At 56.3% G+C, this 24,901-nt stretch carries 27 protein-coding genes, 1 tRNA gene and 1 pseudogene; 14 read left to right on the top strand and 15 right to left on the bottom strand.

Annotated elements, in window-relative coordinates; translation table 11 throughout:
• Nucleotides 1–215 precede the first annotated feature (215 nt).
• Nucleotides 216–680 carry a hypothetical protein gene (locus AC6I65_RS09730; RefSeq protein WP_497901714.1) on the top strand — a complete coding sequence of 155 codons (465 nt, stop codon included), beginning with the start codon at nt 216–218 and terminating at the stop codon, nt 678–680.
• A 507-nt stretch (nt 681–1,187) separates the two neighbouring features.
• Here AC6I65_RS09730 and AC6I65_RS09735 read toward each other — a convergent pair.
• A pseudogene (locus AC6I65_RS09735) lies at nt 1,188–1,442 on the bottom strand (DUF790 family protein); the annotation flags it as partial.
• A gap of 160 nt (nt 1,443–1,602) precedes the next feature.
• Here AC6I65_RS09735 and AC6I65_RS09740 point away from each other — a divergent pair.
• The gene (locus AC6I65_RS09740) at nt 1,603–1,734 is read left to right on the top strand and encodes a hypothetical protein (protein ID WP_497901715.1); all 132 of its coding nucleotides are present in this window, start codon (nt 1,603–1,605) and stop codon (nt 1,732–1,734) included.
• On the top strand, nt 1,734–2,159 hold the full coding sequence (locus AC6I65_RS09745) for a hypothetical protein (RefSeq protein ID WP_497901716.1): 426 nt from the start codon (nt 1,734–1,736) through the stop codon (nt 2,157–2,159). The genes AC6I65_RS09740 and AC6I65_RS09745 overlap by 1 nt, the downstream gene beginning before the upstream one ends.
• 746 nt (nt 2,160–2,905) lie before the next feature.
• Here the strand turns inward: AC6I65_RS09745 and AC6I65_RS09750 are convergent.
• The 3 genes from AC6I65_RS09750 to AC6I65_RS09760 form a co-directional block, all read right to left on the bottom strand.
• Entirely contained in the window at nt 2,906–3,547 is a 642-nt protein-coding gene (locus AC6I65_RS09750; RefSeq protein ID WP_497901717.1) for a hypothetical protein, read from the bottom strand.
• Between the two features lie 183 nt (nt 3,548–3,730).
• Complete coding sequence (locus AC6I65_RS09755; protein WP_497901718.1) at nt 3,731–4,408, bottom strand: DUF8169 family protein; 678 nt, start codon at nt 4,406–4,408, stop codon at nt 3,731–3,733.
• Nucleotides 4,405–5,427 carry a DUF8098 family protein gene (locus AC6I65_RS09760; protein WP_497901719.1) on the bottom strand — a complete coding sequence of 341 codons (1,023 nt, stop codon included), beginning with the start codon at nt 5,425–5,427 and terminating at the stop codon, nt 4,405–4,407. Before AC6I65_RS09760 ends, AC6I65_RS09755 begins: the two co-directional genes overlap by 4 nt.
• A 370-nt stretch (nt 5,428–5,797) precedes the next feature.
• Between AC6I65_RS09760 and AC6I65_RS09765 the strand changes: the two genes are divergently transcribed.
• The 4 genes from AC6I65_RS09765 to AC6I65_RS09780 all read left to right on the top strand — a co-directional run bounded on the left by AC6I65_RS09765 (nt 5,798) and on the right by AC6I65_RS09780 (nt 8,509).
• A complete protein-coding gene (locus tag AC6I65_RS09765; RefSeq protein WP_497901720.1) occupies nt 5,798–6,037 on the top strand; it encodes a DUF7336 domain-containing protein in 240 nt (79 codons plus the stop codon).
• A complete protein-coding gene (locus tag AC6I65_RS09770) occupies nt 6,038–6,244 on the top strand; it encodes a hypothetical protein (RefSeq protein WP_497901721.1) in 207 nt (68 codons plus the stop codon).
• Nucleotides 6,237–6,947: a serine integrase family protein gene (locus AC6I65_RS09775; RefSeq protein WP_497901722.1), complete on the top strand. Its 711-nt coding sequence runs from the start codon at nt 6,237–6,239 to the stop codon at nt 6,945–6,947. The genes AC6I65_RS09770 and AC6I65_RS09775 overlap by 8 nt, the downstream gene beginning before the upstream one ends.
• Before the next feature lie 563 nt (nt 6,948–7,510).
• On the top strand, nt 7,511–8,509 hold the full coding sequence (locus AC6I65_RS09780) for a restriction endonuclease (RefSeq protein WP_497901723.1): 999 nt from the start codon (nt 7,511–7,513) through the stop codon (nt 8,507–8,509).
• A 337-nt stretch (nt 8,510–8,846) separates the two neighbouring features.
• Here the strand turns inward: AC6I65_RS09780 and AC6I65_RS09785 are convergent, their stop codons facing one another.
• The 6 genes from AC6I65_RS09785 to AC6I65_RS09810 all read right to left on the bottom strand — a co-directional run bounded on the left by AC6I65_RS09785 (nt 8,847) and on the right by AC6I65_RS09810 (nt 13,575).
• A complete protein-coding gene (locus AC6I65_RS09785) occupies nt 8,847–9,662 on the bottom strand; it encodes a hypothetical protein (RefSeq protein WP_497901724.1) in 816 nt (271 codons plus the stop codon).
• A gap of 188 nt (nt 9,663–9,850) precedes the next feature.
• Nucleotides 9,851–10,480: a hypothetical protein gene (locus AC6I65_RS09790; RefSeq protein ID WP_497901725.1), complete on the bottom strand. Its 630-nt coding sequence runs from the start codon at nt 10,478–10,480 to the stop codon at nt 9,851–9,853.
• Between the two features lie 23 nt (nt 10,481–10,503).
• Nucleotides 10,504–11,103, bottom strand: a complete 600-nt coding sequence (locus AC6I65_RS09795; protein WP_497901726.1) for a hypothetical protein — start codon at nt 11,101–11,103, stop codon at nt 10,504–10,506.
• Nucleotides 11,104–11,386: 283 nt separating this feature from the next.
• A complete protein-coding gene (locus tag AC6I65_RS09800; protein WP_497901727.1) occupies nt 11,387–11,872 on the bottom strand; it encodes a hypothetical protein in 486 nt (161 codons plus the stop codon).
• A gap of 321 nt (nt 11,873–12,193) precedes the next feature.
• Entirely contained in the window at nt 12,194–13,207 is a 1,014-nt protein-coding gene (locus tag AC6I65_RS09805; protein ID WP_497901728.1) for a hypothetical protein, read from the bottom strand.
• Between the two features lie 119 nt (nt 13,208–13,326).
• The gene (locus tag AC6I65_RS09810; protein ID WP_497901729.1) at nt 13,327–13,575 is read right to left on the bottom strand and encodes a hypothetical protein; all 249 of its coding nucleotides are present in this window, start codon (nt 13,573–13,575) and stop codon (nt 13,327–13,329) included.
• A 401-nt stretch (nt 13,576–13,976) separates the two neighbouring features.
• Between AC6I65_RS09810 and AC6I65_RS09815 the strand changes: the two genes are divergently transcribed.
• Nucleotides 13,977–14,345 (top strand): hypothetical protein, encoded by a 369-nt coding sequence (locus AC6I65_RS09815; protein WP_497901730.1) that lies wholly within the window; start codon nt 13,977–13,979, stop codon nt 14,343–14,345.
• A gap of 154 nt (nt 14,346–14,499) precedes the next feature.
• Here the strand turns inward: AC6I65_RS09815 and AC6I65_RS09820 are convergent, their stop codons facing one another.
• The 3 genes from AC6I65_RS09820 to AC6I65_RS09830 are packed head-to-tail and all read right to left on the bottom strand — an operon-like array spanning nt 14,500 to nt 15,517.
• On the bottom strand, nt 14,500–14,703 hold the full coding sequence (locus AC6I65_RS09820) for a hypothetical protein (protein ID WP_497901731.1): 204 nt from the start codon (nt 14,701–14,703) through the stop codon (nt 14,500–14,502).
• Nucleotides 14,704–14,743: 40 nt separating this feature from the next.
• Nucleotides 14,744–15,148: a hypothetical protein gene (locus AC6I65_RS09825; protein ID WP_497901732.1), complete on the bottom strand. Its 405-nt coding sequence runs from the start codon at nt 15,146–15,148 to the stop codon at nt 14,744–14,746.
• 60 nt (nt 15,149–15,208) lie between these two features.
• On the bottom strand, nt 15,209–15,517 hold the full coding sequence (locus AC6I65_RS09830) for a non-histone chromosomal MC1 family protein (RefSeq protein ID WP_497901733.1): 309 nt from the start codon (nt 15,515–15,517) through the stop codon (nt 15,209–15,211).
• A gap of 132 nt (nt 15,518–15,649) precedes the next feature.
• Here AC6I65_RS09830 and AC6I65_RS09835 point away from each other — a divergent pair, with 132 nt between their 5' ends.
• Complete coding sequence (locus tag AC6I65_RS09835) at nt 15,650–16,072, top strand: DUF7344 domain-containing protein (RefSeq protein ID WP_497901734.1); 423 nt, start codon at nt 15,650–15,652, stop codon at nt 16,070–16,072.
• A 375-nt stretch (nt 16,073–16,447) separates the two neighbouring features.
• On the opposite strand, the gene AC6I65_RS09840 is transcribed toward AC6I65_RS09835, so the two are convergent.
• A tRNA-Val gene (locus AC6I65_RS09840) sits at nt 16,448–16,522 on the bottom strand.
• A gap of 167 nt (nt 16,523–16,689) precedes the next feature.
• Here AC6I65_RS09840 and trpD point away from each other — a divergent pair.
• Genes trpD through trpG form a run of 4 tightly spaced genes read left to right on the top strand, consistent with a single transcriptional unit; the run spans nt 16,690 to nt 20,968 of the window.
• Nucleotides 16,690–17,700 (top strand): anthranilate phosphoribosyltransferase, encoded by a 1,011-nt coding sequence (gene trpD, locus AC6I65_RS09845; protein ID WP_497901735.1) that lies wholly within the window; start codon nt 16,690–16,692, stop codon nt 17,698–17,700.
• 1 nt (nt 17,701) lies between these two features.
• Complete coding sequence (locus AC6I65_RS09850; protein WP_497901736.1) at nt 17,702–18,376, top strand: phosphoribosylanthranilate isomerase; 675 nt, start codon at nt 17,702–17,704, stop codon at nt 18,374–18,376.
• A gap of 31 nt (nt 18,377–18,407) precedes the next feature.
• On the top strand, nt 18,408–20,297 hold the full coding sequence (gene trpE, locus AC6I65_RS09855; RefSeq protein WP_497901737.1) for an anthranilate synthase component I: 1,890 nt from the start codon (nt 18,408–18,410) through the stop codon (nt 20,295–20,297).
• Entirely contained in the window at nt 20,294–20,968 is a 675-nt protein-coding gene (gene trpG, locus AC6I65_RS09860) for an anthranilate synthase component II (protein WP_497901738.1), read from the top strand. Before trpE ends, trpG begins: the two co-directional genes overlap by 4 nt.
• On the opposite strand, the gene AC6I65_RS09865 is transcribed toward trpG, so the two are convergent.
• Nucleotides 20,944–21,123: a DUF8029 family protein gene (locus AC6I65_RS09865; RefSeq protein WP_497901739.1), complete on the bottom strand. Its 180-nt coding sequence runs from the start codon at nt 21,121–21,123 to the stop codon at nt 20,944–20,946. The two genes, trpG and AC6I65_RS09865, sit on opposite strands and share 25 nt — an antisense overlap.
• Before the next feature lie 506 nt (nt 21,124–21,629).
• Between AC6I65_RS09865 and AC6I65_RS09870 the strand changes: the two genes are divergently transcribed.
• A complete protein-coding gene (locus tag AC6I65_RS09870) occupies nt 21,630–24,773 on the top strand; it encodes an adenosylcobalamin-dependent ribonucleoside-diphosphate reductase (protein ID WP_497901740.1) in 3,144 nt (1,047 codons plus the stop codon).
• Nucleotides 24,774–24,901: the final 128 nt, after the last annotated feature.

Raw genomic sequence — 24,901 nt, forward strand, 5'->3', positions numbered from 1 at the left:
TCATACTTTCCCTATTTCAGCACTATGTACGTGGTGTAGTTTCTGCATTTCATTACAGAAGCACAGGCAGCATAGCGAGTGTCTCTGACGAGCCATCAAAACCCTGTTTAAAATACATACAGGGGCTAACCGTCTACGCGTCACCCCAGTGCGTCCGGATAACCATAATCTCAATCACCAGAAAGGTTATGCCATATGAATTCCTCCTGCGGGCTATGCGGCGTAGAGACGTCCTTGCCACCATCACCGGCGTTGGCACGGCCCTCGTCGCTGGTTGCTCGGGAAGAGACGAAAATCCTGACACCGACATCGAGACGCCGGACATCGAAAAGCCTGATTTCGACATTCTGAGCAAGGAGACTGGCAAAGATCCTCAACTAAGCGATGTCATCGCCTCGCCAGTAGGCATCATTAATAAAAATCATCTCTCAGTCATCTTCTACTACGACGTGGCCGATCATTCCAAAGAATATACTGCCCACATACGAGTCGATTCCGACGAAGACACGAACGAGACTTCGAAACAACTCAAACAAGTCCGTGATTGGTATCCTGGCCTCGACGGGTTGGGAATCGAGCTCCCCAAGGGTGCAGAGGATACCTTCATGCCTACTTTATCAGTTACCCTTCTTGAGGACGGCGAAGAAGTGGACGTAGAGGAGGAACGGATTCGACTCTAACCCTGCTCGAGCGGCAACACGGTCTCCTCCTCAGAATGACACCCGCGCACTGTTGCCGTCCGATCGGCTCCTCGGGAGAACATCGGTTCCAGTGGAAGTTATGAGAACAGGCGGTACAGCAGAAGGAATCTGGGGTAGTCAACAACAGCCACAGCAGTCCGCGTATCAAATAGAATTCACATCAACCACCCAACAAACACACACAGAGTGTCACTTCCAGTCTGAGCGTTCTGAGAGGGGGTGGGGAGTGAGCCACGGTGGTTTTCACGTGCAAAGACCTTATTACAAATCACAACCAACGTTACCGTAGTGGGTAGAAACGAGCGTTAATTTCGCAGCTTGGTGCGTAGGTTGTTGTCGCTGACTATCCTGAGAAATCCTGCGGTGCACCCGCCCCCCTTCTGAAACTCCGCAGACTGGAACTGATACACTGTGTGTGTATCCTGATCCATAATCAACATAACAAAAAGAGATAGCGTTACAACCGCAACCAAATATATTGATTACTCACGCCTTGAAATTCGTCGACGACGAGTCGCCCACGCCGGGAGAGAGATCGGTATAGGTGTCAGGACTGGGCAGCAACCGGGGCTGCATATCCTCGATTAGCTCGACGACATCATAGACGTGGATGCCGGTTTTGAACCAGAGCACGTGATCAGCGGCCTCGCCGAAGTCCTCCTCGGCGCAGTCCAATCGCTCCGACACAGCGATCACCAAGTTATCGATATCAGCCGCTCGAATTTTCGATAGCTTCTCTTCACCATCACGCCAACCGAAGTACCCGTACGCATCTGGTCTGCCTACCAAAACTTCTGCGACAGGCTGGACAGCTAGTGCGACGTCTGAGACAGCCTGTGTTGTAGGTTATTAAAACGCAGTGACGAACCCTTTTACGTCCGGTATGGGCCTATAAATCCGGATGACCTACACCCAAAGCGTAGACAACGACAAAGCACACTGCGTCTGGACGAAACACATTCCAAGCAACATTGTCATCGCGGAATACAGCGAACCCGACTACCACCCGCACATCAACAGGGGCGACTTCTAATGCCGCGCGACCTCGAGTCTCTGATCCCGTTGTGGCACACGTGGGAAATCCAGTCAAAAACGCCTAATAAGCGTGTGTATGAGCATTCTGAACGGGTTGCTCGTATCGAACTGGATATGGATGGAGATCTGGTAACCCGCGCAAGTCTACACGAACGACGCGACGGTGAGTGGGTGCAATGCGCCCGCGTTCCTAGCAGAGAATTTGTTAATGCAGCACAGGATGACCACAAAAACGCGCTCGTGCACCATCTCGAAACGTCGTTCTCACTAGATAAGGATAGTTACCAACTCAGAGAATCGGAAACCGATGATACTGACGATAGCGACGATGTAAAAGAAAGCGAAGCTGATGACGGTGTGGTTAACGACAAGACGGAATCAAAGCAGGCAACGTTCGACGGCATTGAACACTTATCACACTAACGATGAGCGTGTCATGCAATAATTATCAAACAGAATAGAATGATGATACGACCGCTCTGAAACCACGCGTACGTCGACATGTCTCAAACCGCTACGTCGACCGACTCCTTGATGATGCTCTTGCGCTACTCGATGACCAATCTACCAACCAGGGGTACTTCCACGCACCGTACAACCTCGCGACAGTATGGTGGTGCCTGTGGCATCGAAGGAATCAAACCGGCCCACAACTACCCCTGCGTACTTCTCGACGCACTAGCCGACCTCAGAGGCGAATACGTTATTACTAACATCGGACAATCTGGATGATTCACCTGTGGTTGTGCCGCAATGGTCGGTTGTAGACGCTGATACCAGCGACGAGGTAAGCCGATTCAACAGCGATGACTTCGACAATACTGAAGACCTCCGCCAATGGCTAGATGAGCGATATATGGATTACTGGGGTAGATAACGCCAGTTAGGTTGGAAGCGGAAAAGCTACGAACCGGTATATTCGGAGTGGGGTACTTGTTGCAAGGATCGCCCTTTGACACAGATAGTCAGGACGAATGGTCATTACAGCAACGTTCTCTATCAAGAATGGTCAGAGAACCTATCTAACGGATTGGCGAAAGAACGTTCATCAACGAGAAACCCCGGGGTGGAGCGTTACTTGAGTCCGGCTTCATCCATCATTTCGACGGCCAGATGGTCGGGCTCTTTGCCGAGATAATTTCGACCGGAGGTGTCGCCGCCAGAGCGATTCAATCCTCTCCACGAATCCGGTTGTACACCAACGGGATGGCAATCAACACGATCGCAGAGACAGCCGGGCTCACCCTTCCATCGGCAACGTTCCTCGCAACAACCTCTCCTTGTATGAACTCACCAGTCATGAGCAGTTGAATCCCGATAGCGATAACGAACAGCACTAGTGTAACGTTCGTGTTGACGCTGGAGAGTGCTTTAGTCCGATAATTGGCTGGCATGCCATCTTCGTCAGTCGCCCCTTCCAGCTCGGCAGCCATCATCGCTGGTGAGCGGAGGGAAGACACGAACCCGTTGATTGTTGCGAGAGCGATGAACAAGACGCTGTACACTCCCGGGTTGAGAGTGTGTAGAAGGTCGAAACCGCCGATAAGTACAGCGGCCCAAGCAAACATTTTGAACTTGGGTTCTCGTTCGTATGCTTGGAACAGGGCGATTTCGGCGAGGATTTTGGAGCGGTCATCGACGTCGTATCGTGATTCCGTTTCGACAGACCTCTCGAGGAGAGGGAGAATCCATCGAATCCCTACTCGGCCCTTTGTGGAGATGTCGAACTGATCGTAGAGAGTTTCCCGTAGATTCTCCTCAGATACTACCTCTGGATCGGGTTCCTCTCGGTTCTCCAGTTCTCCTTGCACGATGAACTGTCTCTCCTTTCATCATATAAACTCTAGTCCGGGATCGTGTGTGGTGGAGAGTCTACTTGAGACCGGCTTCATCCATCAGTTGAACAGCGAACAATCCAGTTTCTTGCCAAGATGACCTTCGAAGAACGCCACAACCGAGTGTTCATCGACGCTAGAACAGCCAGCTAAAGCAATTCAATCGCCGCTCACAGTGCTCACCCCTTCAGGCTCAGAAATACGGAGCAAATCCGACACACCAAGTACATCCTCGATGATTTCATGCACAATATCAATGTGCTCCCCCTCAGTAATATCGGAATCTACAGCAACAAGGGTAGATATTGAGTGCTGACGAGAGACCTCGACCGCATCTACGAGGATCTCACAATCATGGCCAATACCGAGATCGCTCCGGAATCGGCTTAACAACTGGTCGTTGCTCTGTTGTGGGAAACACTGGTCAATCAATTCGTCCGGTAGCTGAATCTGGTACAATTCAATGTCCTGAAGGCAGCGACGCAGAGTGGACAACTGCTCTCGCTTCTCCATATCGTACCAACTCATCTGAATATCGTTCCGGAAATGTCGCCGGTCATTCCGGCTGACGTGGACATCTCGGTCGCGCGGGTCGTACTCAAAAATATCGTTATCAGTATCACGAAGGTACGAAACCACGTCATCGTAGAGATTGTACCGACGTTCACAAAGTGCATCGAACTCCCCATTGGCCTTCCCACCAATCACCGTGTAGAACGACTCACCATCGATGAGTCGCTGACATCCCCGATCCTCTTCGAGATCCCCAGGAAGTTGAGAATACACGTAGTTCACCACCACTGACGTGTCCAGATTGAGCTGGGAAGCTCCGCTCATTCAACCCCCTCCAGAACTTCCCTCGCCATCTCGTGCAGATGGGCCATCTGTTCTTCGTCTACTTGCCGGGAGTGATGACCAGCACGCGGATAGAGACCCGCATCGGTACATCGCTCACTCAACCGAGAACGCCTCGACAGCAGTTCTTCGTGGAAGTCCGTAAAGCGGTCTGCATGTTCCCCAATCAAGTGGTGCCGATTCGGGCCCTCTGCGGTTTGGGTAGAAATATACATTGCCGGGTAACGCCAGACGCTGTAGTAGAAGTACGGTGCGAGATCCTGCAACACAACGTTTTGTTCGCTTGATATCGATTCGAGGGTAGTGAGCTGAGCAAACACCTGCTCAATCACATCTGTTCCTCGAGTAACTATATCCACTATCTCGGACAGCTCATCTATTTGCGAAAGTTCCAGATGGAGGTCGGAAATGAGCAGACGAAATTCTCGTTCGTCCGACTCAGAAAGTAGTCCCTCTTGAGATCCTCCGCCGAAATCCGACAGCGAACGGTTCGTTGTTTCCTGTTCAATTGTCTCATCAAGGGTTTCGAGATGCTCTCGAATATCCGTCGATGTGAGATACAGGTCGGTGTACTCGTCGGGAGCGCATTCCCGGTAGAAATCGCGGAGGAATTCGAATTTCCCAGTGTACCAAACTTTTCGTAAGTCGTAATCGTCGAAGAAGACTTCTGACGCGAAGTAATCTCGGTACTGTTGAACGCGCTCATCCTCGCCATGATCACGTTGAATCCCTGCTGTGTTGGTGGTAATTCGTCCGGGGGCGTTATCAGGCTCGCCGGCGACTTTGGTGTAGGCTCCAGCAAGGTACCAGCTGTAGGTGACCGGGATGTCGAACTCTTTGATTGCGAAGTAGCAGAGTTTCTCTTGCTCTGTTCGTGTGACATGTCGGCCTGGGTCGTCGAAAACGTCCTCTACTGCAAGCTCAATGCCTCGTAAAAGGGCGTCTGCATATAGTTCCTCCTCACGAAATGGGTTGTTCGAGCCCGGTGTGGGAGGAGTCATGATTGGAATATACTCGCTATGATGCCGATATGTTTTGTGGTACTGGTTTGGGAGAGTTCGATACCTGCTGGTGAGTGCTGTTCTTACTATCGTGTTCAGCAGGGACGGTGAAAGGTTGTTGCCTCGGACTGAAAGTGAAGACCAGCCTGCCTCTTGTGGCACAGCCCCTTCTTGAGAAAGAACCTGGAATCCGGGTCTCATCTGACTCCGGCTTTAGCCATTATTCCGACGCTTGGATGGCTGGCTTCGTCACTCAGAATGTCGGGAGTTTCTGAGTGACCACCACTCTCCCTTAAGCATATAAAGATAAGGCATGTAGTAATACACAGAGTAAGGCAAATTCGAAACGGCCCGAAATCACCCTCCAAACATGAACTACAGTTCAGACTCAGTCGTGTACACCCTCACCGAAAAGATTTCCTACGAAGGCACCACCATCCACGGAGTCTACTCCGACAAGAAAGACGCCCTCGCCGACGACCACGACGCCGCTCATGAGCAGCAAACCGGATACGACGAAGACTACAGCATCTCCCACTGGAGCGACGGCAGCAAAAGCTTACAGATTGATGATACTACCTGGATCGTCACTCCCGAGGAGGCAAAATAGATGACCAACGACCGAATCTGCTACAAAACCAAAGCCTGGCCACGTGGCCAATCTTCGGTCGCATCAACCATACCGAAGCAAATCCGGATGATCAAGGGCGCTCCCCCAGCTGAAGACCTCGAACTCAGGTGGAGCATTAACCCCAACACCGGAGTCGTCGAGGTCGAGTTCCACGAACGCGAAAAAGAGGACGAGGACGATGAGTAAGGCGCTCGTCTGGATACGCAAATCCAAAGGTAGCGATGACGACATCGGCCTCGAAGACCAACGCGAGAAAGTCAAAGCGCTCGCCGATGAAATCGCCGACGAACGTGAGATCCTCGACCTCGGCGTACACACAGGTTTCAGTTCGATGACTCGAGACGAACCAGCAGGCCTGCTTGACCAGAACGACCGCGTTACAAACACTGTTGAACGCATTCGGAACGGCGAGCACCAGTACCTCGTCGCATGGGACGATCGGCGGGTCTGCCGTGACGAATACTTCACCATCATCGAATACGCCTGCAAGCAAGGTGACTGTGAGATTGTCTACTACGCCGACGTGGACGAAGACGACCTCACGTTCGACCTGAAGCGTCGTATCGAACGCGACACCAAGGAGGAAGAAATTCGGAAGGCGAAGCGTGCCCTCAAAATCAAGAAAGAACGAGGTGACGACTTCGGTCGTCCCCGGTTCGGGTATACCTACAACGCGGAGAAGACACAGCAGATTCCGGACACCCAAGAGTTCCAACGAGCGCTCAGAGTGATTCAACTTCGTGACCGGGGAAAGACGTATGCAGCTATCAACAACGAGACTTGCGTGCCTGAAGGAACAATTGCGAATATCCTTGGCCGGCGTGACGAATACCTCAAAGAGGCCGAAGAACGTGAGATCATTCTTGACGCAGATACAATATCTCCCTAGCCGTCCAAGCGGTCGGTCGGACATCGTCGTCTTTTCCTCGATATTCAGGATAATCGACACACAAAGCCGTCTATCTCGTACTCTGACCATGATTTCCCCACCTACAGACCTGGCAAACCCGGTTCCGGAATAGAGTGTCTACGACGCCAGCCCGCCCTACTTCCAGACCCGCGACCAACGCCTCATCCGCGCTCTCTACACATGGAGGGCTCCGCGTCTCTGAACCCGGCACTCTCGACATCGATCACGTCGACTTTGATCACAACGGACTCCGCGCACCCCGACGCGCATTCAGGAAGATTACCCCTCTGAGCGGTCGCCACTCTTCGAGATCATCGTCCTTCCACCCAAGGTGTCGCCGAGGTGCGCGACTCTCTCCGCGACCGATAGAAGAACACTCGACTCTGTTGAAACCCTCTTTCTTAGACATCTACTCTTGTGAAACTACTACCCATCACATATGCGAAGAGAATAATACCTCTAAATTATACCATGACGGTTTGAAATCTCCTACTATCGAATCGCTTTATAGGCTTAGTGAGAGTTCATCATAGAGTATAGATATGAATCAAGGTCTCCTCCAAATCCTCCGTAAGGACTTCTCACCGAATCAATTTGAACACCTCATTGCAGACCTATGGACTCTCCAAGACTGGAATACGCAGGTCACCGCTCAAAGTAATGATAAGGGAATCGACGTAGTAGCAACACAGGATTTCCCATATAAGCAGAAAATATTAATCCAGGCTAAGAAATACGGAGAAAGGAGTCGGGTGAGTAGTCCAGAAATGCAAAAATATGCTTCCCTAAAACAACGTGACGAGGTCGATTCAGTTATAATTGTAACGACAAGCGAATTCACTGGGGAAGCAAAGTCAATCGCAGAAGAGTTCAATCTTAAATGCATCAATGGGAAACAATTGCTCAAGTTCATCCACCGTCTGGAGGCAGAACAGTTGGTAAGGGATTATGCCTCAGAGGATGCACCCTCGCCTACAGTTGAACGCCCGAGTTATCCCAGTCAGGAATCAAATGACCAACAACTCGGTGAAGTTCCAACGACGAGTACCCCTGAACCCGTCTCCGTAACGGCTGAAGGCGTCGATATTTCAATGAAGGCTGTTGGATTATCGCGGGGCCGTTCTCTTGAACACTATCTGACTCACGATATTTCAGTGGTGGAGGAGAAGATAAGTTTGGGTGGAAAGAAGACCTTTGAGGGCAGGGTAGTAGTATTCATAGAGATCACTAATATGGGTGACAAAGTAGATGCTCGAACCAAGTACTTCTCCTTCGAAACTGAGGATGACTACCAGTATTCAGTTGCCAGTGACACTGTAATGGCAATTACGTCCGTCCATTTCAAGGATAAGTGGAATTCATCGAAATTCGAAATATCCCACGGCCAGACTCAATATTGGGCGATAATCAGTGAACCAATACCCCCCAACATCGACCTACATAGACTCACCTATGCGAATAGTGGTGAAAGATTAGAGATTGAGTTCGGTGATGTGCGCGATGCACTACACGAACAGAACGCGTTAGCTTTCAGCTCCTAACGAACGAGCTTAATCAACTATTCTAGTATACCGAATGATATGGCGTTCCATTACACTCATCGATCACTATCAGAATTTGTTATCCGCTGAGGATTTCAACAGAGATGGACACTCACATTGTTTGTCGATCGGTCGTCTCCTCGAGAGAACATCGGTGCCAGTGGAAGTCATGAGAATAGGCGATACAGCAGGCGGGATCTGAGGCAGTCAACAACCACCGCAACAGCCTACGTGGCAAGTAGCGGTCACATCACTCGCCCAACAAACACACACAGAGTATAAACTGTGGAATGCTAATCCACAAAATCCGCCTGGCGGGTTTTAGTTTGTGGGACAATCAGTCCAGCACTTCTTCTAGAATGATACAGTTCAATTCCTCCGTCGGATTGCCGGCATAGATACTGACTAGCCGAGGGACGTGACTCATAGCCTCTAGTATCCGCCCGCGCTGCCGGTCAATTCGAACGCGGCGGTTGACATCCACGGGTAGCTTCGTCATTGTTGCCAACCCCGGAGTATCCGAGTTTTCATCGGCAACATAGTACATCTGATGTGTGTATACCTCGTCTTTGTCTTCGGGGTGTTCGATGTCAACGTAGAAAGTCGTCGTACCTTCAGGGCCAGGAATTTCGGGTGTGTGCCTTACATCAATGTCCCAGTCTGGCACGTCTTCGGTGCAAATTAACTCATCCAACTTGCTCTCGAACATGCTCACGATACCCTGCCCTTCGAACTTGGAAAGTTCCCAGATCGGAGTGGGGGAGTCCCCTTTGGGGTCGATGTCTAGAATTTCGGCAAGTTTCTGTATTTCCTCACGATCGGAGTCCTCGCCGAGAACGAACTCTTCGAGTTGGGCGATCATCTCCTCGGTGATCTCCGCGTCCTCAGCATCGAGATCTCCGTCAATTCCGGCACCAGACGGTTCAGAGTCACCAGTCTTGAGCAGCCCCACATCATACATCGCCCACTGTAGTTGGGATGGAATACGCGGGCCTCGCTCCACATTGATGATTCCAGGGTCGTAGGCCAATCGGTCGAAGAGTCGCTTACCCATATCGGTTGCCCGCATAGTATAGTTGCCTTCGCTGGAGCCACCGTAGAGGAAGTAGCCCGACTTGGTGTTGGAGGCGGCGTACTGGTAGAGTCGTGCCATCTGTTGTCTGATAATTCATACAACCAAACATTACACTGTCGGTTCACACCTACGCATCACAGTTACGCATTTGTCAAAACACTAGAATTACCAGTCATAGTTACGCCGACATCGGTCAGGCTCACAGCTACTTTTACTGACTTCAGAGCCACGCGACTGGCTGTCACACTTGGAAAGCACACCCCGGCTCAACAACCGCCAGTATCGTCTTCGACGGAGCCGGAGTCAGAACTGCATCCACAACCAACAGTAGATGGTGTATCTGAATGCTTCTCTTTGAGCCGGAGCGTCTCCTCAAGGCATTCCTCAGTTACCTCCTCATAACCGGCAAAGTGGTCAAGGATGGTCTCCATCTCGGCTTCTCCGAGTTTTGCCTCACTCCGGGGGCTGACCCCGACCTCATTCACCGGGATTGCATCTGCGAGGCCGTACAGCTTCACGGGGCCAGTCACCGCATATCGATCGCCCATATCCAGGTAGTCTCTCTTTTCAATGTACCCAACAATCTGCTTCCCGCCAGACAACTGGTCGGGGTTCGTGATGAGCACAAGGAACTGCTCATCGGAGGTGAGGAATGATGCAATCGCTTGTGGCACGCAGCTGTGGTGATAGTTCTCTGCGGCAATGATCTCACCATCGGTGTTGAGGCCTTGCTCAGCGCCGTACTCGATGTTCGGTTCGGTCTTCCCACGATCGGGGATATCGCGTACGGGAAGCGCTGAGCCGGAGCAGTGGTGGAAGAACTGCGTCCGTCCGGTTAGGGCGGCGCTCTCGATCATGATCTGCTCTTCAGGCGGGTAGGTTGGTCTGGATGACATATATTGAATCTGGTTGACAGTGTTCACTCGATTCGGAACAGGTCAGCAAGGATCGTCCGCCCGAGGATGACCTCCGCGAGCAATTGCATTCCGTGCTGATACTCATTTCCGGGAGTCTCCAGCGTTCGCTGTGGTGTTTTTCGCCCCGTGGTGGTGCGGATGTCTTCCGGACTGATCGTTGACTCCTCTCCGAGCACCCCGAGCCACTTCACAGGGACGTGGTACTCTCGAAACTCCTCCTCCCCAGGATTGTACAGGTTCTCCTCAGCAGGAACTCTCGAGCCGCTCCACGAAGCCTGCACGACGCCAAAGGCCCGTGCTCCACCGTCGTACTTGACCGAAGAGTCACTCACGTACGATACGACACCATCACCTGGCTCTAGTTCGCGGAGTGATTCTCCAAACCGTTCGGCACCGTACGTCGCGACGACTCCATTGGAGTAGATCTTCGTCCCATCTCCGGGCACGTACTGGGCGTTGGTATTCACATAGTGGATAGTCGATGTCTCAAAGTATCGTTCGAGCGCCTCCTCAATCGTCTCAGACATGTTTCCATCCTCCTTGAGCTTCTCTTTCAGCGACGTGGGCAGCGTAATGCTTGCCCGCTCTCGTTCTTCAGACATTGGCTTCGACTCATGCGTACTCAGACTATTCACTTAATGATTCCCCTCTATGTGCACAAAAGTGGGTTCAATGTCAAGCAACCAGTTAGCCTCCATCGGTCGCATTACTCCTGAATTAGACAGTACACCGTGGGTGATACTCATTCCACGATCAGTTGCCAAGAACAACATCTGTTCAAGAGGTTCCCACCCCGTGAACAAGAAAACGACCCACAAAGCACGATCTCGCCTTATCGCACTGCCCGGCTAGTACGCTTCCCCAAGTGAAACAGAAGCCAGTAGTTCACATTACATGCCCCCGAAGGAGGCTCTCAGGAGATCCCTCCTCAACCATCTGTTCCACATCCTCTCGAGTCAATCCAACCATCTTCGGATCTCGCTTCGACTGAATCAACTGCTCAGCCCCAATATTTCGACTTGATGTGAATCCACCCATACTGATGAAGTAACAAACTTTGCAGGATACAGTGGCCATCCCCACCTTGTCATGGAACACGCTGATATCGTTCGTCCCAGTCGCATCTCCACGCCACTTATTCTCCAATAGGGTTGCGTCTCCTACTAGCCGATGCAGCCATTCGGGTGCATCTAGACATGTGACAAACACATCAACCTCCCCTGTCGCCACCTCCCGGCCAATCACTACGTCAACACCCGGCAGTTGATTGAACAGCAGTCCCACAAAGTAATCGAAATACCTGCCTCTCGTTGCACTATTGTCTAGACTTTCCAGCTCAGAGAACTTTGTCTCAAAGTACTTCGGGTTCAAATCGCTAGAAGACTCTATGAAGGTTTCAAACTCCAACTTGAGGTTAGAAAAAAATCGGGGCTCTCCGTGAACTCGTATACAACAGACCAATTTGTCTTTTCATGAGGGCGAAACTCCTCCCCACAGAAGCACCGCTCAGACTCCGTTGGAACACTATCCTGAGATGCGAATGTCCCATGATCTTGACCACAATATGGACACCGCACCTTGATTTTCGCTGCTAACGCACCCTCATCACACAACTCGGATAAGAAGACAAGGACTTGTGACTCATCAACTCCAGACCGTTTTGCTAACGTCGTCCGAGTGAATCTCCCCTGCTCAGCTTGAATCTCGCTTAGAGACGTTTCCAAATTCTTGTAATTTTTGCTGGGGATATCCTCCACTTTGTCCGAGAACATCGTTAATGAGTTCCTCTATCTTGTTAATTCGTTCTTCGCGTTCGTAACTTCTGAACCAAATTTTACTCTGCGGGCGATTCAGGTCGAAGGAGAAACCACCTTCTTTCAACTTGACGTAACCCCGTGAGATGTTCCCATCGCCTTGGGTGAGTTCGTTCTGAACCTGTTTGTCATCCCGGAGATCCATGTACTTTCCATCGTCGGACTTCTGTGATGTGAATCTAACTGATCCAGCAGTCCGATCCGAGGACTCGTTGATATGGAGACTCATATTGATGTACTTCTGGATCTCATCACCCAACTCCTCAATGAACTGCTGGTCGAAGTCTGGTTTGTACAAGACATCGTCCCGAGTGACATCGATACCGACTGCCCGTGCGACTGTTTTGCAGATTTTCCGACTTAATGCGACATCCGCGGTTCTCACGTGTACCAGGTCGGTATCTCGGTTTATCACCGCGATGCACTCGTCCGGGTAGAGTTCTCGTTGTGGTTCACCAGTCTCAGGATCAGTCCACTTGGTCGTAACGTGCCGACCCAAGACGAGATAAAGTCGGTCATTGAACTGACGTGCATTAGCAATGAATGGTTCATTCTTCATTCCCTCCACTTCTTCTGATCGAGGGAATTGGCGGATAACCTTCGACTCTAAGTCATCAAATTCGTTGGAAATGCCAGTGATGACGAAGAAGTTCAGGCTCTGTTGGCCTCCGAATCGGAATTGGCGTTTGAATTCCTTGAACTCGTCTTCATCTAGTATTTTCGCAGTATGTTCCCGAACATCCTTTTCGTAGTCAGGAACCTCCTTGTCAATGCTTCGCAGGTAGTCCTTGATTGCTACCTGTCTGATTTCTTTGGCCCGAATCCAATGCGTTCGTTGTTGGATAGTTTCCGATGAAGGGCCAATTTCCTGGCTACTCTCACCCGTACTCATTCTTATACCTGACTGACAACCCCAGTATTATAAACCTAGGTGTCAAGAAGAATCTCTCTATAGCACGGTTCGGAAAGACTGCTACCACTGAACTACCCGGTTCTCAAGTAAAACGAGACTTAGTAAACGTCGTCTGGGGAGATCACGACTGCACCAACAATCGAGAGAGTCCCATAGATGACTACACACGCGACAAGCATCCACGTCGGGGTTTCCAGAACCCATCCGTCCAATTGAGTCCACAGGTGCGTGCCTGCACTCCCGGTCAGGATTCCCATCGCTACGAATAGGAGGTTGAAGGCTGCGCGGTCTTCGGTTACTGCACTGCCGTTCACTATCGGTTCTGCGTCTGCGTCTGTTTCTGACATTACAACTAAAAATACGCCCTACAGTCGTTTAAACAAAAGAAGTAAGAGAAACTACTGAGTCGGCCACTCTGAGTCTATCTGCCGGATCAACTCGGACGCAGGCATTCCCTGCTCTGCTGCGATCACATCAATCAACTCCCACGCCCTCTCTTCTCGAGGCGACGATATCTGGGTGGGGTTGCCAGCTAACGTCACCAGCGCTTCCGCGATGATCATCCAGTCCTGTGGGTGCAAATCCTGTGTGGAATCAATGCACGTTGGCATGGACTGTGCTGGCCGCGGCTTCACTGATAAACCCTCGTACCTCCAGTCGGTTTTTGTTGCCCGATGAGACTGTGCATGACGATGGCCACATCTCCCTGGTCGATACCATCTTGAAGCAACCCCACAAACACCTATTCATGACCACCGACCCACAGTTCGACGAAGAACACATCGAACAAAAACGTGAAGAAATCCGGAATGCCCTATCCGAAGAGGGAATCACCAAGAACGATCTCGAGGAGATGACCCCGGACGAAGTCCTTGACGCGGTCGGTACAGCGATGATAAAACAGCAGAACGCCGAGGATGACGATTTTGATGTTAATGAAGAAGCTCGGAAAATCATCGAGGAGTCACGAGAGATGGGCGACAGTATGGCAGACTCGCCTCCGGAAGGGCAGACGTGTGAAAGAGAGGGGTGTGACCGTGATGCAGTTCGCGGGCCAGGCAAGGAGTGGCTATGCGAGAAGCATCAGAAAGAATTCTTCAGGCAACGTCACGGGTGAAACCCTCGCCGACACCATTTAACAGGGGTGCGCACGTACCTCAATATGGATGCAGGCCACGCCCTTGCCTTTGAGGCGGGGACTGGCCTGACAAGCACGTGCGGTCACAGCGCACGCGTGTTGACATCCGGACTTCTGCGGTTCAGTTGGTAAGCTAGAACTCGAAATCCATCTCGCTTAGCTCATCCAGAGCTTCGTCCGATGCATCGATATGACGGAGCGCTACCACAGTCTCTCTCGCTTTCTCAAACTCCTCACCGAAGAACTCCCGCGCTTCTCTCTCGCTCACCTCCCCATCTTTGTACTTAATGATCATTTCATCGTACCGCTCTGAGTCTACAGGTGGGGTGTCGGTCATGCCTGATATTTCAGTGTCGAAGGTCAAAACAGTTGATGGGTCAGAACTCGTCGAGCGTTCGGTGCTCCGCATCCTCAGGCCAGTCGTCTGGGACTGTCAGTCCGGGACTGGGCTCTTCGCGCTCCTCTACAGCGAGGTTGTCGGAGAACTCGTTGTAGAAGGCGTCGGCCAGTGATCGTACGACGATGGCCATGTCTTCCTGGTGCTCGATCTCTCGTTGGTCGCGGAACTGCACGCCCTCGAGCGTGTCGTGGCTGGTGTACAGTTTCGCGATTGCCCACGAGGTCTCGTCGACATCGAACAGACCCTCCGAGTTAGCAGGTGGGCACACGTCGATGAAAGCCGTCATCGAATCGTGTTCGAAGCAAGCGTAGCGAGCTGTTCGCATGGCCATGCCCGGATTCCGGCGCCAATCTGACGGGAGCATTGCAGTATCGTTCATCATACCTAAACATACGAGAACCACCCGTTTAAAGCTGGAGAGCAGCCCTGCCACTACCGATTGTTAGTCGTTATCCACGTGATCAACCCGCAGTTTAGATACGTTCGCTTCAGTCACCGAGTCACCAACCCACTCAGGCGCATCCTCGTCAGCATCGACCTTCCACGCCCAAGCATCGTACACGTGCACATCATCGGTGCCACGCTCACGAAGTCGAATATCTATATGATCAGCTTCGTCTTCAGACTCCCCACTGGGGAGTCGTCGGGCAGCCTTTAGTGCTGCTTGACGCGGAGAACTACCGCTAAAAACGCTGGATTCGTTACCATCACTGTCGCGCAACACAAAGTTTCGCTTGTCGTTATCAGCCATTCTTCTTATCTGAGATATCCCATTGACAAAGGCGTGTGCATCCTGGTCTTTGCCTTTAGCCGAACCGGGTGCGGGTCGCCCCGACAGTAGGCAGGTAGTGCGTCGGGACGACCCGCGCCCGAGATGACACCAATGAAAATGCAATCACTCCGCAATCCACTTAGTCGCATCCGAGAAGCCATCACACGCGCACGTCACAGTCACACATCACAGTCACACGTCACACCCATCGATCCCAATGACGCGATGAACATCCTGTCGTCCGACCGGCGCCGCTGGGCAATCGAACATCTGGCCGACCAGCCCTCGGACAGTACCGTCACAGTGTCCGACCTGGCAGAGGAGGTGGCCGCGCGCGAAAACGACTGTACAATCTCGGAACTTAGTTCGAAGCAACGTGAGCGCGTCTATATCGCCCTTTACCAGCAGCACATGACGACGCTCGAGAATAGCATTGTTGCCTACGATCAGGATCGGAAAACCATCACACCGACAGAGACACCCGAGAGGATCTGGAGTGCCTACCGCGCATTCTGCGACTCGCTGGACGGCTAGCGTCGCTACTCGAAGACGTGGAATGCTGGCGCAAATACTCATGTCCGTTGAGTCGGTTACCTGACCGCCTGCGCCAGCACTCGACACTCACCACCGCTTTCGTAAATACCCGCGGAATCGTGCCCGTGAGACACGTCGGGATCGCCTCAGCTCACAAACTACCCCGGGTCGGCGTCACCAGAGCAGCGGTTTGAAAGCCGCGCGCTGGTGCATAGTTTTATCACTCTGTCACATTTCCTTGAGAGTGAACCACGAGACGAGACGACGATCCCACACGAACAACGGGCATCCACCTGAAATGACTCACCCACGAAAAGCGACTACTAATAAAGAACCCGACGGCGTCTGCTCATTGAGTTAACAGCGCGGAAGAAATGGGTTGGGGCAGATTTGAACTGCCGGCCTCCTCCATGTCAAGGAGGTGTCATAACCAGACTAGACCACCAACCCGTCCGGTTCGTGTCTTCGTCCTGCAGTCAATCGTTGCCCGCCACCCTAATTGAAGGTTTCGAATCGGTGGCCGTGCGCGAGATGTCACCACGGACGAGGCTCCGACACGCTTAAGTCGATGTACTTGTTTGATCATTACAAGACAGACTCATACATTGGTGTCCTCTATGAAACCATACGTCGAACACGTAACTGACGGTCACGACCTGACGCAAGCCGACGCTCGAGCCGCCTCTAACGCGGTCTTCGAGGGTGCGACCGAGGCCCAGATCGGTGCGCTGTTGACGGCCCTGCGCGCGAAAGGCGAAACGGAAGCCGAGATCGCGGGTTTCGCGGAAGGCATGCGAAACGCCGCACGAACGATCGACCCCGACCGCGAACCGCTCGTCGACACCTGCGGCACCGGTGGCGACGACTATGACACGATCAACGTCTCGACAACGAGCGCCATCGTCGCCGCGGGCGCGGGCGTCCCGGTCGCCAAACACGGCAACTACTCGGTATCCTCCTCGTCCGGTAGCGCCGACGTGCTCGAGGAGGTCGGCGTCACCATCGACGCCGAACCGCCGGCCGTCGAGCGGACCATCGAGGAAGACGGCATCGGGTTCATGCTCGCACCGGTCTTCCACCCCGCGATGAAGGCCGTGATCGGGCCACGCCAGGAACTCGGCATTCGGACGATCTTCAACGTCCTCGGCCCGCTCACGAACCCCGCCGGCGCGGACGCCCAGGTCGTCGGCGTGTACGACCCCGACCTGGTTCCGATCCTCGCTCGCTCGCTCGCGCGAATGGACGTCGACCGCGCGCTCGTCGTCCACGGCACCGGCACCGACGAGATCGCCATCCACGGCGAGACGCGAGTCGCCGAAGTCGAGGGCGAAACGGTCGAGGAGTACACCCTCGAGCCGGCCGACCTCGGTCTCGAGCGCCACGCCATCGACGACATCTCGGGCGGTACGCCCGCGGCAAACGCCGCCGACCTGCGCGGTATCGTCGAGGGAGACGTCGACGGGGCCAAACGCGACGTCATCCTGGCGAACGCCGGGGCTGCCATCTACGTCGCCGGCGAGGCGCCGACCCTCGAGGCCGGCGCTGACCGCGCGCTCGAGGCGATCCGGAGCGGAGACGCGAGCGCGACGCTCGAGCGACTGTGCGGGGTCGCCCCGGAGGTCCGGTGACGTGACGCGCGTCAAGATCTGCGGCCTCACTCGAGAAACAGACCTCGAGGCGGCCGTCGACGCCGGTGCTGACGCCGTCGGAATCGTCTCGGACGTCCCGATCGACACGCCGCGCGAAGTCGCTCCCGAGCGGGCGGCCGACCTGGTCGCCGCCGCGCCGCCGTTCGTGACGACCGTCCTGGTAACCATGCCGACCGGCCCGGAGCGAGCGATCGAACTCGTTGAGCGGGTCGACCCGGACGCGATCCAGATCCACGGCGGGATGCGCCCCGGCGACCTCGCGTACCTCCGTGCCAAGGCCGACGCGCAGGTGTTCCTCGCGGTCGACGCGGAACGGGTGACGGCCGCCTCGCGGTACGACGACCTCGCGGACGCGCTGGTCGTGGACTCCGTGGACGACCAGGGAGCGGGCGGGACTGGCGAGACGCACGACTGGGAACGGACCCGAACGGCGACCGCGGACCTCGAGTCGCCCGTGATCCTCGCCGGCGGGTTGACGCCCGACAACGTCGAGGACGCTATTCGGACCGTTTCGCCGTACGCCGTCGACGTCTCGAGCGGCATCGAAGCGCGTCCCGGCGTCAAAGATCACGACGACGTCAGGGCGTTCGTCGAGCACGGTCGACGAACGGCGCTGGCGCCGAACGAACCTCGCCAGCGAGTGGTCGAGCCGTGAGAAACGCCAGACGAGCAGTCACGAGGAAGCGATGACGGATTCAACGACGACGACCGCGACGAAATCCGCCGAAACGGTGACGCTCGAGACCGACCGCGAGAGCTTTCGTGCCTACGCGAACGCTGACGACCGTACGGAACGGCCGGCCATCGTGCGCGTCGAGGCGACGCTGGAGGTCGAGACGACGCCACTCGCCGCCTACGCCGCGCTTACCGGGAGAACGGCGACGGACCGGATCGAAGGCAGTGAGGGCACCGAAGCCGACGAAGGCGACAGAGCAAACGAGCGAACGCCCTACGCGTTCCTGCTCGAAAGCGCCGAGAAGACGCCCTCGAGCGACCCGGACGGGGCCTTCCAGCCGAATGCGAGCACGGCGGAGCGCCACGCTCGCTTCTCGTACGTGGGCTACGATCCCGACGCCGTCGTGACGGTCGGGCCCGAGGGAGTCGAGGTAGAGGCGCTCTCAGACGAGGCGCCGCTCGAGGCGATCGAAATCGATAGCAGCGGGGCCGGGTCCGGGGTCAGGACCGAGACCGGGACCGGGGCCGGTGACACCCTCGACGCGCTCCGGGGCGCACTCCCCGACGTCCGCCTCGAGAACGTGCCAGACCGGGACCGCCAGCACTTCGACGGCGGACTCGTCGGCTTCCTCGCCTACGACGCCGTCTACGACCTCTGGCTCGAGGAGGTCGGTCGCGAGCGACCCGAGTCGCGATTCCCGGACGCCCAGTTCGTCCTGACGACGAAGACGCTGGCCTTCGACGAACGGGACGGGTCCGTTTCACTCGTGTTCACGCCGGTCCTCGAGGCCGACGACGATCCGGACGCGGTGTACGACGAACTTCTGGCCGAAGCGACGCGCGTCCAGGAGACGCTGGAATCGGCGACGGCACTCGAGACCGGGGGTTTCCGTTGCCGGGGCGAGACCGCTGGATCGAAGGAAGAGTACGAGGCTCACGTCGAGCAGGCCAAAGAGCACGTCCTCGACGGCGACATCTATCAGGGCGTGATCTCCCGTCGGCGGGAACTCCGCGGCGACATCGATCCGCTGGGCTTTTACGAGTCGATGCGGGCCGTGAACCCCTCGCCGTACATGTACCTGCTCGAGCACGACGACCTCACCGTCGTCGGTGCGAGTCCGGAAACGCTCATCTCCGTTCGCGGGCGCGAGATCATGTCGAACCCCATCGCGGGCACCTGCGACCGAGGCTCGAGCCCCGTCGAGGACCGTCGACTGGCCGGCGAGATGCTCGCTGACGGGAAAGAACGCGCCGAGCACACGATGCTGGTCGACCTGGCGCGAAACGACGTTCGACGGGTCGCCGAGGCGGGATCGGTCCGCGTCGACGAGTTCATGAACGTCCTCAAGTACAGCCACGTCCAGCACATCGAGTCGACGGTCACCGGCACGCTCCGGGGGGACCTGGACGCGTTCGACGCGACCCGCGCGGCGTTCCCTGCCGGGACGCTCTCGGGGGCGCCCAAGGTCCGGGCCATGGAGGTCATCGACGACCTCGAGGACGAACCGCGCGGGCTCTACGGCGGCGGGGTCGGCTACTTCTCGTGGACGGGCGACGCCGACGTCGCGATCGTCATCCGGACGGCGACGGTCGAGGAACGGGACGACGACCAGTTGATCACGGTTCGGGCGGGCGCGGGACTCGTCGCCGACAGCGACCCGGCCGCCGAGTACGACGAGACCGAGAAGAAGATGGGCGGCGTAGTGAGCGCCCTCGAGCGCATCGACGCGGACTCGAGTGCGAGCGGGGGGTCGGAGCGCGGCGGCGAAGGCGGCGACCGGGATCGGTGCGAGCGGGGCAAGTATGGTGAGCACGACGAGCAGGGCGAACACAACGTGCAAGGCGAGCACAACGAACAGGACGACCACGATGAAAACGCCGTCGCGGAGGCTCGCCGATGAGTTCCTCGCGCGACGGTCGCGACGTCGGTGCACCCGCCGACACCGAAGCCGAGCCATCCCGCCCGCACGTCCTCGTCGTCGACAACTACGACTCGTTCACGTACAATCTGGTCGAGTACGTCAGCGAGCACGCCGAGACGACGGTCCTCAAGAATACCGCTTCGCTCGAGGACGTCCGCGCGGTCGAGGCCGACGCGATTATCGTCAGCCCCGGCCCCGGCCATCCGAAGAACGACCGGGACGTGGGCGTCTCGATGGACGTCATTCGGGAACTGCGCTCGACGGTTCCGATCCTTGGCGTCTGCCTCGGCCTCGAGGCCGCCGTCTACGCCCTCGGCGGGACGGTCGACCGCGCTCCGGCGCCGATTCACGGGAAGGCCTCACCCGTTTCCCACGACGGGCAGGGCGTCTTCTCGGGGCTCGAACAGGGGTTCCAGGCCGGCCGGTACCACTCGCTCGTCGCGGTGGACGTGCCCGACTGTCTCGAGGTGACGGCGACGGCCAACCACGACGGCGAGTCGCTCGTGATGGGCGTTCGCCACGCCGATCCGGAGGTGGCGCTCGAGTGCGTGCAGTTTCACCCAGAAAGCGTGCTCACCGCCGTCGGCCACGACGTCATCGAGAACTTCCTCGACGGAATCGGTTCTCAGAACGGAAGGACGTCGAGATAGCCGACGGTGTACAGTCCGGCGAGGACGACGGCGGCGACCAGACCGACTCGGATCGCCATCTTGATCGCGAACCTGACCGCGGCGACGACGACGAAGAGGACGACGAGTGCCGCGAGCACCATGAGCACCGGTGAACCTGTAATCGGATCTAGCATACCTACCTACGCACGCTAGAGACACCTAATACTTCCGACCATCTTGACAGTAATTCGGAGGTGAACGTTTCGTCGGCGACAGCCGGTCGAGTCGCTCGAGGTACTCGAGTCACTCTATACGACGTAACGCGTCGAAACCACGAACCGGCTAGGCACCCCACCGTGTCGTGTGTTCGCGAGACCGCCATCTCCTCCAATCGAAAAACTAAAAACCACCGTACGTCGCCGTTCTGAACGGGAATTCGATCACTTTCGGTCCACTCTGGAAATCGTTAAGGCCGTTGGGTCCGTATCGACTCACAGACGCCACGGCGGCAGTCTCAGTCGCCGGTTTCAGTTGCGAACACCGACTGGTATAAACACAACTGAAATTGCGTTCTTACAACTCAGGTAGATTTATAGGGTTGGGAGAACACCAAACCGTCGTCACTACTCATGGAACGGAACACTCAATTTTCGGGGAAACTCGCGTCAGGAGACTCCTGCGTGCTCGAGGTGGCACGCGCATGAGCGAGTCCGAACTCACCGCGGACGACCTCACGTTACCGATCAAGCGCACCGAGGGAGAGACCCTCGAGGAGCGAATGACGGCCAACGCCTACCAGAACATCCTTCCTGCCCGCTACCTCCGGAAGAACGCCGACGGCGAACTCACCGAGACCCAGGAGGAACTGTTCGAGCGCGTCGGGAAGAACATCGCGCTGGCTGAAGCGTTGTACGAAGCGAACAACCAGGATCTCGAGATCACGGTTACGCCCGATCAGCTCAAGCCGGGTCACCCGCGACGGGACGAACTCGCGGCGGAGGTCTTCGGGGAGGGGACCACCGTGGACGACGACAGCGAGACGACGCTGACCGAGCGGAACGTCAACAAGTTCGCCTACGACACAATCGTTCCCGAACTGCCCGAACCCGTGCGCGAGCACGTCGAAGACGTCGCCGAGACGTTCATCGAGGGGATGGAGAGCCTCTCGTTCATGCCGAACTCGCCGACACTGATGAACGCCGGCGACGAACTTCAGCAGCTCTCAGCGTGTTTCGTCATGAGCCCCGACGACGACCTCGCAGACATCCACGAAACCGCGAAGAAGGCCGCCGAGGTCTTCCAGTCCGGCGGCGGCGTCGGCTACGGCTTCTGGCAGCTTCGCCCGTTCGGGGACAGCGTCGGCTCCACGGGCGGCATCGCCTCCGGACCGATCACCTTCATGCGGACGTACGACCAACTCTGTGAAACCATCGCGCAAGGCGGGACGCGGCGAGGCGCCCAGATGAGCATCATGCGCGTCTCGCACCCGGACGTCATCGAATTCATCCACGCGAAGAACAAGGACGTCTCGCTGGCACACACGCTGCGGCTCAACGATCCCGACGACTACACGTATACGACGTTCGCCGAGGCGCTCGAGGAGGCCCGCGAACTGATCGACGACGACGGGAAGGTACCGAAACACCTGCGCAACGCCGTCGAGGGCCACCTCTCGAACTTCAACATCTCCGTGGGCGTCACGGACGCGTTCATGGAGGCGGTCCAGAACGGCGAGGAGTACACGTTCACCAACCCGCGCACGGAAGAGCCCCACATCGCCACCGAGGAAACCAAGGAGATGTACGGCCGCTACGACCTCGGCGAGTACGTCGAGGTCGGCGAACCGCTCTCGGTGCCCGCCGAACTCGTCTGGGAACGCATCGTCGAGGGTGCCCACGAGAACGGCGAACCGGGGGTCATCTACCTCGAGCGGGTCAACAAGGAACACTCCTTCGACGTGGAGAAGCATCCGGACCACCGAATCCTGGCGACAAATCCCTGCGGCGAACAGCCGCTCGAGGAGTTCGAGGCTTGCAACCTCGGTCACATCAACCTCTCGACGCTGGCGGACTTCGACGCCCCCGACTGGCGGGTCTGGTCGGCCGAACACGCCGACGAGTACGACTCCCACCAGGACGCCGTCGCCGCGTTCCTCAAGGACGCCATCGACTGGGAAGAATTCGACGAACGCATCGAGTACGGGACGCGCTTCCTCGAGAACGTCGTCACCATGTCCGATTTCCCGGTCGAGGAGATCGAGGAGACCGTTCGCCGGATGCGCAAGATCGGACTGGGCATCATGGGCCTCGCTCAGCTGTACATCCAGCTCGGCATCAAGTACGGCAGCGACGAGGGCAACGAGGTCGCCCGCCAGCTGATGACCCACATCAACCACGGCGCGAAGGCGACCAGCCACGAACTCGCCGAAGAGCGCGGCTCCTTCGCCGACTGGGACGACTCGAAGTACGCGAACCCGACCGAGTACCGCGAGTGGTTCGAACACCAGACGGGCGAGTCCGCCGACGACTGGGCGGACGGCTACCCTATCCGAAACCACAACGTGACGACCATCGCGCCAACCGGGACGACCTCGATGGTCGGCAACACGACCGGCGGCTGTGAGCCCATCTACAACGTCGCCTACTACAAGAACGTCACCGACGACGTCCAGGGCGACGAGATGCTCGTCGAGTTCGACGACTATTTCCTTCGGACGCTCGAGGCCAACGACGTCGACGTCGAGGCCGCAAAACGCGAAGCCCAGGAACAGATGGCCACGAACCAGTTCGACGGCGTCGACGGCCTCGAGACGGTCCCGAATGCCATCGGCGAACTGTTCGTCATCACCGCGGACCTCTCGGCGAAAGATCACGCCGCGGTCCAGTGTGCCTGCCAGGAGGGCGTCGACTCCGCGATTTCGAAGACAGTCAACGCGCCCAATGACTCCACGCTCGAGGACGCCAAGGACGTCTTCGAGTGGGTCTACGAGCACGGCGGCAAGGGCGTCACCTACTACCGCGACGGCACCCGGACGAAGCAGGTGTTAACGACGCGAGCCGACAACACGGAGTTCGCCGACGAGCAGGAAGCGGCCGAAGCGTTGCTCGAGCAGATAGACGACATCTTCGGCGGCCTCGAACAGTTCTTAGAGAGCGCGGACGTCCGGGACGTACTCGAGGCCGACGGGGCGACCCTCGGCGACGAGGACGAACCCGTCACGGTCGACTTCGCCGAGAAGCGCGAACGCCCCGATTCGCTCCAGGGCGTGAGTCAGCGGATCGACACCGGTTACGGCAAGGTGTACGTGACGATCAACGAGGACCCCGAGACCGGCCAGCCGTTCGAACTCTTCGCGAACATCGGCCACTCCGGCGGCTTCACGAACTCCTTCACGGAAGCGCTCGCGAAGGTCATCTCCACCTCACTGCGCTCGGGCGTCGATCCCGAGGAGGTCATCGACGAACTCTGTGGAACTCGGAGTCCGAAAGTCGCCTGGGACAAGGGCGAACAGATACAGTCGATCCCGGACGCCATCGGCACCGCGATGCGCCGGTATCTCGACGACGAGATCGACAAGCCGTACCCGAAACAGCAGACGCTCGAGGAGTCAGCGGACGCCGAGACTGACGCTGACGCAGACGCTAGCCTCGAGACCAACGTGGAGACCGTCGACGCGGACGACCACGAGACCGACGGTGGGGCGGCGACTGCGGACGAACGGGACGCCACGCAGGACCTCATCGACGCCGGCGAATCTCCGGAGTGTCCCTCCTGTGGGTCACTCTCGCTTTACTTCTCGGAGGGCTGTAAGACCTGCGAGTCCTGCGGTTGGAGCGAGTGTTGATCGAGTACGAATAGCGTCCGACGCCGATTCGGATTTGTACCTTTCCGGATTTTCGACGATGGGTTCGACTGTACGGGTGGATTGACTCTCGAGCCAGCGGCCACACCGAAAATCGAATCGTTTCTAAC

This window comes from Natronosalvus sp. KLKA75 (assembly GCF_059736265.1).

What these genes read in the sequence shown, in the direction of transcription:
- AC6I65_RS09730 (WP_497901714.1), top strand. Translation starts at nt 216, where the DNA reads ATGCGGCGTAGAGACGTCCTTGCCACCATCACCGGCGTTGGCACGGCC.
- AC6I65_RS09740 (WP_497901715.1), top strand. Translation starts at nt 1,603, where the DNA reads ATGACCTACACCCAAAGCGTAGACAACGACAAAGCACACTGCGTCTGG.
- AC6I65_RS09745 (WP_497901716.1), top strand. Translation starts at nt 1,734, where the DNA reads ATGCCGCGCGACCTCGAGTCTCTGATCCCGTTGTGGCACACGTGGGAA.
- AC6I65_RS09755 (WP_497901718.1), bottom strand. Translation starts at nt 4,408, where the DNA reads ATGAGCGGAGCTTCCCAGCTCAATCTGGACACGTCAGTGGTGGTGAAC.
- AC6I65_RS09760 (WP_497901719.1), bottom strand. Translation starts at nt 5,427, where the DNA reads ATGACTCCTCCCACACCGGGCTCGAACAACCCATTTCGTGAGGAGGAA.
- AC6I65_RS09765 (WP_497901720.1), top strand. Translation starts at nt 5,798, where the DNA reads ATGAACTACAGTTCAGACTCAGTCGTGTACACCCTCACCGAAAAGATT.
- AC6I65_RS09770 (WP_497901721.1), top strand. Translation starts at nt 6,038, where the DNA reads ATGACCAACGACCGAATCTGCTACAAAACCAAAGCCTGGCCACGTGGC.
- AC6I65_RS09775 (WP_497901722.1), top strand. Translation starts at nt 6,237, where the DNA reads ATGAGTAAGGCGCTCGTCTGGATACGCAAATCCAAAGGTAGCGATGAC.
- AC6I65_RS09780 (WP_497901723.1), top strand. Translation starts at nt 7,511, where the DNA reads ATGAATCAAGGTCTCCTCCAAATCCTCCGTAAGGACTTCTCACCGAAT.
- AC6I65_RS09785 (WP_497901724.1), bottom strand. Translation starts at nt 9,662, where the DNA reads ATGGCACGACTCTACCAGTACGCCGCCTCCAACACCAAGTCGGGCTAC.
- AC6I65_RS09790 (WP_497901725.1), bottom strand. Translation starts at nt 10,480, where the DNA reads ATGTCATCCAGACCAACCTACCCGCCTGAAGAGCAGATCATGATCGAG.
- AC6I65_RS09795 (WP_497901726.1), bottom strand. Translation starts at nt 11,103, where the DNA reads ATGTCTGAAGAACGAGAGCGGGCAAGCATTACGCTGCCCACGTCGCTG.
- AC6I65_RS09805 (WP_497901728.1), bottom strand. Translation starts at nt 13,207, where the DNA reads ATGAGTACGGGTGAGAGTAGCCAGGAAATTGGCCCTTCATCGGAAACT.
- AC6I65_RS09810 (WP_497901729.1), bottom strand. Translation starts at nt 13,575, where the DNA reads ATGTCAGAAACAGACGCAGACGCAGAACCGATAGTGAACGGCAGTGCA.
- AC6I65_RS09815 (WP_497901730.1), top strand. Translation starts at nt 13,977, where the DNA reads ATGACCACCGACCCACAGTTCGACGAAGAACACATCGAACAAAAACGT.
- AC6I65_RS09820 (WP_497901731.1), bottom strand. Translation starts at nt 14,703, where the DNA reads ATGACCGACACCCCACCTGTAGACTCAGAGCGGTACGATGAAATGATC.
- AC6I65_RS09825 (WP_497901732.1), bottom strand. Translation starts at nt 15,148, where the DNA reads ATGATGAACGATACTGCAATGCTCCCGTCAGATTGGCGCCGGAATCCG.
- AC6I65_RS09830 (WP_497901733.1), bottom strand. Translation starts at nt 15,517, where the DNA reads ATGGCTGATAACGACAAGCGAAACTTTGTGTTGCGCGACAGTGATGGT.
- AC6I65_RS09835 (WP_497901734.1), top strand. Translation starts at nt 15,650, where the DNA reads ATGAAAATGCAATCACTCCGCAATCCACTTAGTCGCATCCGAGAAGCC.
- trpD (WP_497901735.1), top strand. Translation starts at nt 16,690, where the DNA reads ATGAAACCATACGTCGAACACGTAACTGACGGTCACGACCTGACGCAA.
- trpE (WP_497901737.1), top strand. Translation starts at nt 18,408, where the DNA reads ATGACGGATTCAACGACGACGACCGCGACGAAATCCGCCGAAACGGTG.
- trpG (WP_497901738.1), top strand. Translation starts at nt 20,294, where the DNA reads ATGAGTTCCTCGCGCGACGGTCGCGACGTCGGTGCACCCGCCGACACC.
- AC6I65_RS09865 (WP_497901739.1), bottom strand. Translation starts at nt 21,123, where the DNA reads ATGCTAGATCCGATTACAGGTTCACCGGTGCTCATGGTGCTCGCGGCA.
- AC6I65_RS09870 (WP_497901740.1), top strand. Translation starts at nt 21,630, where the DNA reads ATGAGCGAGTCCGAACTCACCGCGGACGACCTCACGTTACCGATCAAG.